11 protein-coding genes and 3 pseudogenes are annotated in these 13,661 nt (G+C 46.3%); 12 read left to right on the forward strand and 2 right to left on the reverse strand.

The annotated features are described in order from the left end of the window. Window positions 1-17 precede the first annotated feature (17 nt). The gene (locus WKT20_RS07215) at window positions 18-1,541 is read left to right on the forward strand and encodes a DUF4301 family protein (RefSeq protein WP_117700641.1); all 1,524 of its coding nucleotides are present in this window, start codon (window positions 18-20) and stop codon (window positions 1,539-1,541) included. A gap of 81 nt (window positions 1,542-1,622) precedes the next feature. On the opposite strand, the gene WKT20_RS07220 is transcribed toward WKT20_RS07215, so the two are convergent. Continuing rightward, window positions 1,623-2,540: an AraC family transcriptional regulator gene (locus WKT20_RS07220; protein ID WP_340417101.1), complete on the reverse strand. Its 918-nt coding sequence runs from the start codon at window positions 2,538-2,540 to the stop codon at window positions 1,623-1,625. 209 nt (window positions 2,541-2,749) lie between these two features. Between WKT20_RS07220 and WKT20_RS07225 the strand changes: the two genes are divergently transcribed. The 6 genes and pseudogenes from WKT20_RS07225 (at window position 2,750) to WKT20_RS07245 (ending at window position 7,474) form a co-directional block, all read left to right on the forward strand. Then, the gene (locus tag WKT20_RS07225) at window positions 2,750-2,926 is read left to right on the forward strand and encodes a hypothetical protein (RefSeq protein WP_340417102.1); all 177 of its coding nucleotides are present in this window, start codon (window positions 2,750-2,752) and stop codon (window positions 2,924-2,926) included. A gap of 30 nt (window positions 2,927-2,956) precedes the next feature. Then, window positions 2,957-3,100, forward strand: a pseudogene (locus tag WKT20_RS18315) (HlyD family efflux transporter periplasmic adaptor subunit); the annotation flags it as partial. Between the two features lie 45 nt (window positions 3,101-3,145). After that, window positions 3,146-4,719 (forward strand): annotated as a pseudogene (locus WKT20_RS07230) (efflux RND transporter permease subunit); the annotation flags it as partial. A gap of 36 nt (window positions 4,720-4,755) precedes the next feature. Further along, window positions 4,756-6,044, forward strand: a pseudogene (locus WKT20_RS07235) (TolC family protein). A gap of 522 nt (window positions 6,045-6,566) precedes the next feature. Continuing rightward, window positions 6,567-6,845, forward strand: coding sequence for a LysO family transporter (locus WKT20_RS07240; RefSeq protein ID WP_278453835.1), 279 nt, complete (start codon window positions 6,567-6,569; stop codon window positions 6,843-6,845). After that, window positions 6,842-7,474 (forward strand): lysine exporter LysO family protein, encoded by a 633-nt coding sequence (locus WKT20_RS07245; protein WP_007563544.1) that lies wholly within the window; start codon window positions 6,842-6,844, stop codon window positions 7,472-7,474. Before WKT20_RS07240 ends, WKT20_RS07245 begins: the two co-directional genes overlap by 4 nt. Window positions 7,475-7,524: 50 nt before the next feature. On the opposite strand, the gene WKT20_RS07250 is transcribed toward WKT20_RS07245, so the two are convergent. Then, window positions 7,525-8,022, reverse strand: a complete 498-nt coding sequence (locus tag WKT20_RS07250; RefSeq protein ID WP_117700668.1) for a GNAT family N-acetyltransferase — start codon at window positions 8,020-8,022, stop codon at window positions 7,525-7,527. Window positions 8,023-8,189: 167 nt separating this feature from the next. Here WKT20_RS07250 and WKT20_RS07255 point away from each other — a divergent pair, with 167 nt between their 5' ends. The 5 genes from WKT20_RS07255 to WKT20_RS07275 all read left to right on the forward strand — a co-directional run. After that, window positions 8,190-8,519, forward strand: a complete 330-nt coding sequence (locus tag WKT20_RS07255; protein WP_007563549.1) for a PadR family transcriptional regulator — start codon at window positions 8,190-8,192, stop codon at window positions 8,517-8,519. A gap of 12 nt (window positions 8,520-8,531) precedes the next feature. After that, window positions 8,532-9,611 (forward strand): PspC domain-containing protein, encoded by a 1,080-nt coding sequence (locus WKT20_RS07260; protein WP_117700645.1) that lies wholly within the window; start codon window positions 8,532-8,534, stop codon window positions 9,609-9,611. A gap of 190 nt (window positions 9,612-9,801) precedes the next feature. Next, the gene (dnaK, locus tag WKT20_RS07265) at window positions 9,802-11,718 is read left to right on the forward strand and encodes a molecular chaperone DnaK (RefSeq protein WP_340417104.1); all 1,917 of its coding nucleotides are present in this window, start codon (window positions 9,802-9,804) and stop codon (window positions 11,716-11,718) included. A gap of 201 nt (window positions 11,719-11,919) precedes the next feature. Continuing rightward, window positions 11,920-12,486, forward strand: coding sequence for a hypothetical protein (locus tag WKT20_RS07270; protein ID WP_005812876.1), 567 nt, complete (start codon window positions 11,920-11,922; stop codon window positions 12,484-12,486). Continuing rightward, window positions 12,483-13,661 (forward strand): site-specific integrase (locus WKT20_RS07275; protein ID WP_340417105.1); only part of this gene is annotated, 1,179 nt, incomplete at its 3' end. The genes WKT20_RS07270 and WKT20_RS07275, both read left to right, overlap by 4 nt.

Here is a 13,661-nt window from a genome sequence, read left to right on the forward strand (position 1 = left end):
CTAAATAAAGAGTTAATATGTTAACACACGAGGACAAAGAATTGTTGGCCAAGAAGGGCATTTCGGAAGAAAAGATTGCCGAACAGTTGGCTTGTTTTGAAAAGGGGTTTCCATTCTTGAAGCTTTCAGCAGCTGCTTCCGTAGAAAACGGAGGTATTATGAAAGCCGATGAGAAAGAATGCGAACAGTATCTTGCCGCATGGGATGCATACAAGGCAGGCGATAAGAAAATCGTCAAGTTTGTTCCGGCTTCGGGAGCTGCCAGCCGTATGTTCAAGAATATGTTCGAATTCTTGGGAGCTGAATATGACAAACCTACTACAGACTTTGAGAAGAAATTCTTCGACCACATTCATGATTTTGCATTCTACAATGACTTGAATGCGGCTTGTTTGGATAATACAGGAAAGAACATCAATGCCCTGTTGTCTGAACATAACTACAAGGCGGTGGTTTCTAACTTGCTGGAGTCTGCCGGACTGAACTATGGAGCGCTGCCTAAAGGCCTGCTCAAGTTCCATCGTTATGCAGATGGCGTACGTACACCGCTGGAAGAGCATCTGGTAGAAGGTGCGTTGTATGCGGCCGGAAAGAGTGGGGAAGTGAATGTACACTTCACTGTCTCTACTGAGCATCGTGCATTGTTCGAGAAACTGGTGGCTGCCAAGGCTGCCGAATATGAGGCTAAGTATGGTACGACTTATCACATCAGTTTCTCTGAACAGAAACCGAGTACGGATACAGTGGCTGCCGACATGGAAAACAAACCGTTCCGCGACAAGGACGGTAAATTGTTGTTCCGTCCGGGTGGTCACGGTGCCTTGATGGAGAACCTGAACGACCTGGATGCCGATATCGTATTTATCAAGAACATTGATAATGTGGTGCCCGACCGCTTGAAAGCTGATACAGTGACTTACAAGAAACTGTTGGCTGGTGTATTGGTTACGCTGCAGAAGCAGGCATTTGAATACCTGGAACTGCTGGATGGCGGACATTACAGCCACGAACAGCTGGAAACTATTATCCGCTTCGTACAGCAGAAGTTGCGTTGCCGCAGAACGGACTTGAAAGAGCTGGAAGATGCTGATTTGGTTATCTATCTGCGCAAGAAACTGAATCGTCCGATGCGCGTTTGCGGTATGGTGAAGAATGTGGGCGAACCGGGTGGTGGTCCGTTCCTGGCCTATAATCCGGATGGAACCATTTCTTTGCAGATTCTGGAAAGCTCGCAGATTGACATGAACGACCCGGAAAAGAAAGCCATGTTCGAAAAGGGTACACACTTCAATCCGGTGGATTTGGTATGTGCCGTTCGCGACTACAAGGGTAATAAGTTCGACTTGCTGAAACATGTGGACAAGGCTACCGGCTTTATTTCTTACAAGTCTAAGAATGGAAAAGACCTGAAGGCACTCGAGTTGCCGGGCTTGTGGAACGGTTCAATGAGCGACTGGAATACCGTGTTCGTGGAAGTTCCTTTGAGCACTTTCAATCCGGTAAAGACCGTGAACGATTTGCTGCGTGAACAGCATCAGTAATTTCCGGATAGTAGAAAAATAGAAATGTCCGCCTGTCATCTTTGTGAGATGGGCGGACATCTTTTTTATATATGAAGAAAGTTATTGCACATTTCTTTCTTGTTGAGATAATTTCTCTCTGTATTCTTTCGGGGAAAGTCCTAAATTTCTTTTTACGTATTTGTCAAAAAATGACAAAGTGGCAAAATTGAGTTCATTGGCAATTTCCTTGATGCTCTTATCGGGAGATTTCAGCAGGCACACTATATCCTTCATGACATAACAGGTGATGAGGTCGGAAGCTGTTTCACCGGAATTTTCCTTACATACAGCCGACAGGTATTTGGAGGTGACAAACAACCGGTTGGCATAGTAGCTTACCGACCGTTCCTTGGGGTAAGAAGATATCAGCAGCTCCATGAAGGCATTGAACAGATTGTTGGATGAATTGAATGCAATGGGCTTCAGCTGGATGTATTTTTCCATGGCATCCTGAAACTCGTAGATGAAGGCTTGCAGGAGGGCATTGATCAGCTCCTTCTGGTGGCGGTGAGGGGTACCTGTCAGTTTGGAATTCAGCAGATTATAGTACTGGCAGAAAAGCTGGCTTTCTTCATCGTTCAGGGAAATGATAGGATGCTGTTTCAGGTACAGGCGTGAGTACCAGTTGTTTGCGGATGTGGACATCACAAAAATACGTTTGGCATATTCTGGTGAGAGACAGAATCCGCAGCATTCAAAATCATCACCTATCATACCGTGTTTTAGCAGCGTTTGTGGGTGACAAATCATCAAATCATTCCGACCGATTTCATAAGAATTGTTGTTGAGAGATAAGGACGCTTTTCCTCTCAGACATAAGATAGCCAGGAAAAAGTCAGCCCGTATGGAGGAATACTGTTCGGTTTCATTTACTTTATTTACCTGGTTCAAGATGATAATCTGTTCGTCTTTATAGGCAGCTACCTTTTCCATGATTTCGGTGCTGGACATTCTGATGAGTTCTATTTCTTTCTCCATAACTTTGATTAATCTATTCGATTGCAAATGAACAGAATGTTTTTCAATTCTTAGTGTCCTATTTTTCCTGATGAGTATGCTATAGGGAAGATAGTAAGGCCGGATAGAAAAATAGAACACTTCCAAGGTAGTATGTATGCCAGATATTTCATGTAATGCCTTTTTCTTTGCGCTCACAAATTGCAGACATACTAAACATTTTAGAATTTATGAAAAAGAATTATCTGATGGCCGTTTGTTTGTTTCTGACTGTGATGTCAGGGTGTGGAAATAAAGAGCAGGCACCGCAGCAGGCTCAGTCTATGGAGGCAGTGGCAAGGAAGAATCTGACCGACTGTCAGCTGTATGCTCCGTTTTCCGGAGTCATTGCCGAGAAGAGTCTGTAGGTCGGACAGAACGTGGTGCCTGGTGTACAGGTGCTGAAACTGGTATCCGACGATCGGCTGAAGGTACGGATTTCCGTGCCGGAGACGGAAATCGCGCGCGTGGCAAGAGGACAGAAAGCCGTGATAGAGGCACCGGTTCTGAATGGAACAACGGCGGAAGGCGTAGTGACGGAAAAGGGGGTACAAGCCAATCCGCTGTCACGGTCGTATGAGGTGAATGTCAGTATTTCCACCATTCCGATTACTATCTTTATCTCACTGGGGCTTTTCTATGCCTTTGGCATTGAGTTGAACACCGTCACACTGGCTGCCTTGATTGTGACGCTGGGAATGATTGTGGACAACTCCATTGTCATCATCGACAGTTATCTGGAGAAAATCGGCGAAGGAATGTCGCGCTGGCATGTGTCTATCTTCAGTGCCACGCATTTCTTCAAATCCATATTCTCGGCTACACTGGCCATCAGTATCACATTCTTCCCCTTCCTGATTGTGATTCCCGGCATGATACACGACTTCCTGCTGAGTTTCCCCTGGTCCATTACGCTGATTTTGGGCATCTCCTTGCTGGTAGCCATGCTGCTGGTACCGTTCATGCAGTTCTGGTTCATCCGTAAGCCGATACCTTCGCATAAAAAAGGATTCTCGTTCATGGAACTCCTGCAGACCTATTATAATAAGTTGCTTGACAAATGCTTTGCCCATCCGTATGTTACTTTGCTGGGAGGAATCGCTTCCGTGCTGGTGGGTATCTTCCTGATGGGGAAACTGCCGCAGAAACTGATGCCGGTGGCCGACCGTAACCAGTTTGCCGTAGAAATCTATCTGCCTACGGGTTCGGCTGTAGAAAAGACGGCCTGGGCAGCCGATACCATGGAGCATGTGTTCCGTAAAGACCCGCGGGTGACTTCCGTCACTTCATTGCGGAGAGAATCTGGATTCACTGAAAACCGTGGCCGGGAAATACCTGAGCATGTTGCGTCAGATGCCGGAAATACGGCTGGCACAGACCAACTTCAGTGAACCGCAGACTTCGGCCAAGGTGGTGCTGAAAGAAGATGAGGCTTCTCGTCTGGGCATACAGAATGTGCAACTGGAAAGCACGCTGGCCATGCGCTATGGCGACGGTATAAAGGTGGCCAGTGTGTGGGAAGGCGATTATGATATTCCTGTGACATTGAAAAGTGAGAGAGCCGATTGTGCCGGTTTCTCCGATCTGGAAAACGAACTGATTCCGGTATTGGGCGGTACGCAGGTTCCCTTGCGGCAGGTGGCAGAAGTGGTACCTTCCGTAAAAGACGGACAGCTGGTACGCCGGAACGGTATCTATACCATTCAAGCGTATTAGCATTGCTCTGCTGATTTTTGCCAGCATGACGCTGTGTGTGTTCGGTACGGCAGTGGGTGTACTGATACAAGGAGTGGATTTCGGTATGACTTGTACACTGGGTATCATCAGTTTGATGGGAATCATCGTGCGTAACGGCATTATCATGATTGACTATGCCGAGGAACTTCGGGCTACGGAGAAACTCTGTGTGCGTGATGCCATTTATCATTCTGCCCGCCGACGTATGCATCCCATCTTCCTGACCTCGGCCGCTGCCTCCATGGGAGTCATCCCGATGATATTGGGCAAGAGCGGACTCTGGATGCCGATGGGTACGGTGATTTGTTACGGTACGCTGATTACCATGCTCTTCCTCTTGACGGTGCTTCCGGTGGCTTACCTGCTGATTTTCAGAGGAAGCAGTCAGAAACGTGCCCAACTGGAAGCGTTGGAGAAAGCCTGATGAGGTGATTAGGAATCAATCAAAAGAAGAATCATTATGAAAACGAATCGAAACAGAATAATAGCTTTTCTATTGATAGGTGGGGCGTGCATGAATGGGGCTTTCGGACAGAAAGCCTACACGCTGGATGAATGCATTCAGGCTGTCTTGACAAACAATGTGCGAATGAAGAATGCAACCAATGAACTGGAAATGGCCAAGCAGGACAAGAAAAAGGCTTTTACCAATTATTTCCCGAGCGTGAGTGCGGCTGGAACCGGTTTCATGGCTGATAAAGGATTGATGCAGATGAGTTTGGGACCGGACATGAACATGTCCATGCTGAAGAACGGAATAGCAGGGGGAGTCGGTGCCTCCCTGCCGTTGTTCACCGGCGGACAGATTGTGAACGGAAACCAGCTGGCCAAGGTGGGAGTGGAAGTGAAACGCCTGCAACGGAACTTATCCGACAATGAAGTATGCCTCACCACGGAACAATATTTCTGGCGGGTAGTGATACTGAAAGAAAAGCTGAAAACCTTGTCCAAGGTCGAAGCCCAACTGGCACGCATCCTGAGTGATGTGGAAGCTTCGGTACAGGCTGGAATCGTGACGCGGAATGACCTGCTTCAGGTACAATTGCGGCAGAATGAAACAAAGAGTACTCGTTTGCAGGTGGAAAATGCCTTGTCGGTATCCCAGAATATGCTGGCACAGTACACCGGACTTTCATCCGATACCCTTGACGTGGCTTTTGCGGTGGATGCTCAGCTGCCTGCATGCCCCGACAGCCTTTATTGCGATCCGGAATCGGCATTGGGACTTACCAGCGAATATGCTTTGCTACAGCAGAATGTGAAGGCCAGCCGCTTGCAATACAAGATGGCGGTAGGGAAGAACCTGCCTACGGTGGCCATTGGCGGAGGTTATGTATACCATAACTTCTTGCCGGAAGACCAGCGTTTCTGGGTGGGATTTGCTACGGTGACCGTTCCCCTGACCGGATGGTGGGGAGGAAGCCATGCCATTAAGAAAGAAAAGCTTCAGGTGAAGAACACGGAAAACCAGCTGGCCGACCAGGGAGAACTGCTGGTTATTCGCATGAAGAATGCCTGGAACGGGGTGAACGAGGCATACGAGCAGATGAAGATTGCCCGTCTGTCCATAGAGCAGTCTACCGAGAATCTCCGCCTGAATACCGATTATTACAAGGCAGGCACCTGCACGATGAGCGATTTGCTTGATGCACAGACTTTGTATCAGCAGAGTTGCGACAAGTACGTGGAGAGCTATACGGATTATGAACTGAAAAAAGAGAATATCTGCAAGTCACGGGGCGTCGTTAAAACAACTTTTTCTTGATGTGAAGGGCTGTCGGGAAGTATTTCCGATGGCCCTTTGTGATAAATTTTGCATATTAATTGCATATTGATTTAATTTGAGTTATCTTTGCAGCGCAATTGGGAAGCCGATAAAGTAAAAACGTCCTGAAGAAGACGTGGCTTTTTCAGGAACTTTTGTAGGTTTCTCACGTGAGAAACGTAGGGTTCCCGACCGGGAAACGTACGGCTCTGCAAAGTGAAACATTGGTTTCAGGGCAGGGAAACGTAAAAACATATTCTACGTTTTCACAAAAACAGACTAGGGTTAGAACTTACACAGATTAGAATATAGTATACAGCGTATGAACATGTGCAGGCAACATAAGGTAGTTCGGATAAAGGTCAGTACGGCGCTTTACCGGAGATGTCATGCCCGTGCGCATTGGTTCAGCGGATTTCTTCATGAAAGTTTGTAAGGCACGGGAAGTTGCGTCTTCCTGACGTGGTGTGAAATCTTTCTTATAAACTTTTATTCTCAATTTTGTTATGTGGATTATTTTATTGATTGTCCTGGCAGGTATTCTGGCAGGATATAGCCTTCGTATGTGTGCTTTTTTGAGAAAAGTGAATCTGACTATCTCGTGTACCATCTGTCTGATGTTGTTCGTGTTAGGACTTTCTGTGGGTTACAATCCGTTGATTGTAGGAAACTTAGGTTCTTTCGGCGGACAGGCATTGCTGCTCAGTGTGGCCGGCATTACGGGTAGTGTGTTGCTGGCACGCGTGGTATATCTGTTGTTCTTTAAGGAAGGAGGTGAAAAATGAAAGGAAGTTTGCTGGTATTGTCCATGTTCTTTGTAGGCTGTGTGCTAGGCTACGTGTGGAACTTTTCCGGATGGGAGTTGGGAGATACACACCACTTGTCCATGTATATTCTGTATGCTCTGATGTTTCAGGTAGGCGTCAGCATTGGCGGGGGAGAGGATTTCAAGGAACTGCTTCGTGGTTTCCGTCCCAAGATGCTGCTGATACCGCTGGCCACCATCGGAGGAACCCTGCTGTTTTCGGCATTGGTCAGTGTGCTGCTGACTCGCTGGAGTGTGTTCGACTGTCTGGCCGTGGGCAGTGGACTGGGGTATTATTCGCTTTCGTCCATCCTGATTATGGAACTTAAAACCCCTGACCTTGGTGCACAGTTGGCTACGGAACTGGCCACGATTGCACTTCTGACGAATGTCATCCGCGAGCTGGTGGCACTGGTGGGAGCTCCTTTCATCTGCAAATACTTCGGGAAACTGGCTCCTATTTCGGTGGCCGGAGTAACCTCGGTCGATGTAGCCCTTCCCTCCATTATCCGTGTGTCTGGAAAGGAAATGGTGCCCCTTGCCATCTTCCATGGGTTGCTGGTCGACATGTCCGTGCCGTTTTTCATTTCTTTGTTTTGCAAGCTGTAAAAGGAATCCCCGTCTGCAAAGCAAAGAGATGAAAACGGCGGCGGGGAGCCTTAGATGTCCATGCCCATGATGTAATCGTTCATGTAATATCCGTTGCCGATGGGGAAGTCCCCTTCGCGCACCTTCTTCATGCCCATGTGTTCATAGAATCCAAGTGCCGGATTCTGCCGGTTCACATTCAGTTCCATGCGGCAAGGTTCCGGATGAAGTTCCTTGATGCCCTTTATGGCCTGCTGGAACAGTTGCCGTCCGAGTTTGTATTTCTGGAAGTAGGGGAGTACGTAAATCTTCTGCAAGTGGAACAAATCCGTATCCTCCTGCTGGATGGACACATAGCCCGCAGGCTCACATTCTTCGTAAGCGATGTAGTAAATGTGATGCTCTTTCTCCATCTGGTTTCTCAGGCTCTCGCTGGAATACATCCAGTCTATCATGTAATCAATCTGTTCCGGAGTCAGAATGTGCTGGTAGGTAGCCGGAAAGGTCTGTGCCGCCAGCGTCCGGATGACTTCAATGTCTGCAAGAGTAGCTTTTTTAATCGTAAACATAGGCATTTCCTTTTTATAATGTGTTTTCTGCAAAAGTAGTTTATCTTTTGTATGTATGGGTTTTATCGAAACATAAACTTGTTAAAAGTTTTGAAATTATAATACCTTGCAATACATAGTATCAATATAAAACCTATATTTGTGTCATACAAGATAAATGAGATGAAATGAATGTAGACAATGTAAAATCGCAGATGCGCAAGGGGATGCTGGAGTATTGCATTCTGTTGCTGTTGCACCGGGAGTCTGCTTATTCTTCCGATATTATCCAGAAGCTGAAAGAGGCCCGGCTGATTGTGGTGGAAGGCACGCTTTACCCGTTGCTGACCCGCCTGAAGAACGACGGACTCCTGTCGTACGAGTGGGTGGAGTCCACGCAAGGACCACCCCGCAAGTATTATGGACTGACTCCGGAAGGGGAGGAATTTCTGAAAGAACTGGAAAGTGCCTGGGACGGACTTTCCGACACGGTGAATCATTTAAGACAAAACATTTAAAAATCACATGACATGAAAAAGACACTGACTGTAAATTTAGGTGGCACCGTATATCATATAGATGAAGATGCCTATATCCTGCTGGATAATTATTTGAACAACCTCCGCTATCATTTCCGTAAGGATGAAGGAGCGGAAGAGATTGTGCGCGACATAGAATCCCGTATTGCCGAACTGTTTGATGAGGCATTGCGTGGCGGATTACAGGTAATTACTATTAAAGAGGTGGAAGAGGTAATTGCCCGTATGGGAAAGCCGGAGGAACTGAATGGTGAAGAAGAAGGTAACCCGTCTGCATCGAACAGCAAGACTTTCGATAGTGAATCGACGGAAACCCGCCGCCGCTTGTTCCGTAATCCGGACGACCGTATTCTGGGTGGAGTGGTATCGGGCATTGCAGCCTATTTCGGCTGGGATGTGACCTGGACCCGCATCGTCTTTATTCTGGCTGGATTTTTTATTCATGGTTTGATTCTGGCTTATCTGTTGGCATGGATTATCATTCCGCTGGCACATACGGCTACGGAAAAGTTGCAGATGCGCGGAGAACCCATCAATGTGGAGAACATCGGCCGGACGGTAACCGACGGTTTTGAAAAGGTAAACGAGTATGTGCATTCAGAACAGCCCCGCTCCGCCTTACATAAGTTTGGCAATGGGGTGGTAGCCGTGGTCGGTTTCCTGCTGAAACTTTGCTTGGTGCTGTTGCTGATATGCTGTGCTCCTTTCCTGCTGGTAGGACTCATCGTCTTGTTTGCCCTGCTGATGGCCGCCACGGGAGTCATCGTCAGTCTGCCTGCCTTCTTCTATAATATATTGCCTTGGGTAGACTGGGGTGGTGTGTGCACCATGCCGGGAATGATTGTCGGGCTCACCGTATGCGGTCTGCTGATTGTCGGTATCCCGGTAGCCGGACTGATTCAGGCCGTCATGCAGTCGTTCGGTAGCTGGAAGCCCATGGGTACCTCTACGAAAGTAGTGCTGGTATTGTTGTGGATGATTGCCCTGGCTATAGGAATTGTATTGTTCTTTCAGATTCCTTTCCTGACAGAACCACTTTTGTCAGCTCCTTTCTGGGGTGAGTTCCTCTGATTTTGTCAGTCTCACCTGAATGTGTGAGACAAGAATGTCACATAAAACAGCCAAAATGGCAGTCCGTGTCAGAAAAAAATGCTGGCACGGGCTTTTTTTTGTTCTGGCATGGCATTTGTCTTTTAAAGGGCGTAACGTTTCGGCGTTACAGAATAAACCAAATTAGAAAATAATAAAAATAGATACAATTATGGGAAAGATTATTGGTATTGACTTAGGAACAACAAACTCATGTGTTGCAGTATTTGAAGGTAACGAACCGGTGGTAATTGCCAACAGCGAAGGTAAACGTACCACTCCTTCAGTAGTAGGTTTCGTAGACGGCGGCGAACGTAAGGTAGGTGACCCTGCTAAACGTCAGGCTATCACAAACCCGAAACGTACAGTATATTCTATCAAACGTTTCATGGGTGAAACTTACGATCAGGTTCAGAAAGAAATTTCTCGTGTACCTTATTCAGTAGTAAAGGGTGACAACAACACTCCGCGTGTAGACATCGACGGACGTCTGTACACTCCGCAGGAAATCTCTGCAATGATTCTGCAGAAGATGAAGAAAACTGCTGAAGATTATTTGGGACAGGAAGTAACAGAAGCTGTCATCACCGTTCCGGCATACTTCTCTGACTCTCAGCGTCAGGCTACGAAGGAAGCTGGTCAGATTGCTGGTCTGGATGTAAAACGTATCGTGAACGAACCGACTGCAGCTGCATTGGCTTACGGTGTAGATAAGGCTAACAAAGATATGAAGGTAGCCGTATTCGACCTTGGTGGTGGTACATTCGATATCTCTATCCTGGAATTCGGTGGCGGTGTATTCGAAGTATTGTCAACTAACGGTGATACTCACCTGGGTGGTGATGACTTCGACCAGGTTATCATCGACTGGTTGGTTCAGGAATTCAAGAATGACGAAGGTGCTGACCTGATTACTGACCCGATGGCTATGCAACGTTTGAAGGAAGCTGCTGAAAAGGCAAAAATTGAATTGTCTTCTTCAACTTCTACTGAAATTAACTTGCCGTACATCATGCCGGTAGCTGGTGTGCCTAAACACTTAGTTAAGACTTTGCCTCGTGCTAAATTCGAACAGCTTGCTCACAACTTGATTCAGGCTTGTCTTGAACCTTGTAAGAAAGCAATGAGCGATGCAGGTTTGAACAACTCTGATATCGACGAAGTAATCCTGGTAGGTGGTTCTTCACGTATCCCGGCTGTACAGAAACTGGTAGAAGACTTCTTCGGTAAAGTTCCTTCTAAGGGTGTAAATCCGGACGAGGTAGTAGCCGTAGGTGCTTGTATCCAGGGTGCCGTATTGAACAAGGAAGCTGGTGTAGGTAACATCGTATTGCTGGATGTCACTCCGTTGACACTGGGTATCGAAACAATGGGTGGTGTAATGACCAAGTTGATTGATGCCAACACAACCATTCCGTGCAAGAAGAGCGAAGTGTTCTCTACTGCAGCTGATAACCAGACAGAAGTTACCATCCACGTATTGCAGGGTGAACGTCCGATGGCTGCTCAGAACAAGTCAATCGGTCAGTTTAACCTGACAGGTATCGCTCCGGCTCGTCGTGGTGTACCTCAGATTGAAGTAACTTTCGATATCGATGCCAACGGTATCTTGAAGGTTTCTGCTAAGGATAAGGCTACAGGTAAGGAACAAGCTATCCGTATCGAAGCTTCATCTGGTTTGAGCAAGGAAGAAATCGACCGTATGAAAGCTGAAGCTGAAGCTAATGCAGAAGCTGATAAGAAAGAAAAGGAACGCATCGACAAGTTGAACCAGGCAGACAGCTTGATCTTCTCTACAGAAAATCAGTTGAAAGACCTTGGCGATAAGATTCCGGCTGACAAGAAAGCTCCTATCGAAGCTGCTCTTCAGAAACTGAAAGACGCTCACAAGGCTCAGGATTTGGCTGGTATCGATGCTGCAAGCGCAGAACTTCAGGCTGCATTCCAGGCTGCAAGTGCTGAAATGTACGCTCAGACAGGTGGCGCTCAGGCTGGTCCTAACGCAGGTCAGGCAAATAACAATGCAGGTCAGGGTTCAAGCAAGAACAATGACAATGTACAGGATGCTGACTTTGAGGAAGTGAAATAAGCACATAGAGAAATAAGAATACAATATCAAATGGAAAGCGTGTAGCTCAATGAGTTACACGCTTTTCTTGTTTTTGGCCGTACACAATAATATTGCTATCTTTGCGTTATTATTATAAACATCTGTACCTTATTTGTACCTGTAAGAAAAAGTAGATATGATGAGAAGAATAGATATTAAGAACTACAAAATGAATGAATTATGGCAGTAGCAAAGTATAAGATAGTACGGAAATGTCCTGTGTGCGGAGAAGAGTTCTTCGCAAGGACTTTGGAGTCCTGGTATTGTTCACCCAAATGCTCCAAGGTGGCGTGGAAGCGTAAGCATGATGAAGAAAAACGCCAACTTGAACTGGACAAGATTGTAAGCAATATGCCCAAGTCTAAAGAGTATATCAGCATAACGGAAGCGTATGCTATGTTTGGTGCAAGCCGCTCAACCATTTATAGGCTCATCTACATGAAAAAGATTTCCTTCATTGAGCCAGAGAAAGGAATACGACTTGTATGCAAAGGAGAACTAATGAATCTGTTTCCGTTAAGACAGTCTCCGCTTGACACCAAGCCAAGGAAACCAGTTACCATGTACCGCATGGAACCAGAGGATTGCTATACAATAGGTGAGATTTCCAAGAAATTTCATCTGGATGACAGCACCGTGTATGCTCATATACGAAAATACTCAATACCGACCCGGCAAATCGGTAATTATGTGTATGCTCACAAGGAATCAATAGACAAACTTTATAAAGATATAAAACCATTATGAAAAGATTAGATTATACTAAAGTCTCCGTCAAATTAAAGAAAAGTGAGTGGAGAGATGAGTGGTTCATCTATCTTGAAGCTTATCCTGTTTATGAGACGGGAAATGACAAACCCAAACGAGTGCGTGAATATCTCAGGAGGTCTATTACTACCCCTATATGGGATAAACGACGAAGCGAGCGAGCCGTTGCTGGTAGAATAAAGTACAAGCCCAAGCGAGATGACAATGGCGTTATTCAGTGTAAATCCAAGCAAGATATGGAAACTTGCCTTTATGCGGATGGCGTTCGAGTCCTGCGTCAAAAAGAGTACGACAACATGGCTCTCTTTACTGACCAGCAAATGGAAATGGCAGAACAAAGCGAACGCTCAAAATGCAATGTTCTGGAGTATATTGAGAAGTTAATCAAAGAAAGAGAGGAAACTGCGTCAGAATCGATAGTTGTCAACTGGCGCAGATTGCACACACTGTTGTCAATGTTTGCCAAGTGTGACTACATACAGTTCTCGCAGATTGACATGAAGTATATTGAGGCATTCCGTTCCTTCTTGATAAAGGCACCGCAGGGTGGTTCTAAGAAAGGAACTATTTCAAGGAATACGGCATCGACGTACTTCTCTATCTTCAAGGCGGCACTCAAACAAGCTTTCGTGGATGGCTATCTGAATTGTGATATTGCTGCCAAGGCTAAAAATATCATGTTTCAGAGTGCTCGAAGAGAGTATCTGTCACTGGAAGAACTTAATATATTGGCAAAGACTCCGTGTGATGATATACTAAAACGGGCAGCCTTGTTCTCTGCACTGACAGGAATGCGACATAGCGATATTCAAAAGCTTAAATGGTCAGAGGTTGAAGAATACAATGGTGGGTACCGTCTCAATTTCACTCAGCAGAAGACTAAGGGCGTTGAATACATGCCTATATCGCCACAGGCATACAAGCTTTGCGGTGAGCGCAAGAAAGACGGAGAACTGTTGGTGTTTGCCGGACTGCCTGACCCTTCATGGATATCTAGGCCTTTGGAACGGTGGGTAAAAGCATCAGGGATTACCAAGCACATCACCTTTCATTGCTTCCGCCACACCTATGCAACGTTACAATTGGCTAACGGTACAGACATATATACCGTAAGCAAAATGTTAGGGCATACCAATGTAAAAACCACGCAAATC

This window comes from Phocaeicola sp. ICN-14070, from assembly GCF_037892625.1.
In the GTDB taxonomy this organism is placed as follows: Bacteria; Bacteroidota; Bacteroidia; order Bacteroidales; family Bacteroidaceae; genus Phocaeicola; species Phocaeicola plebeius.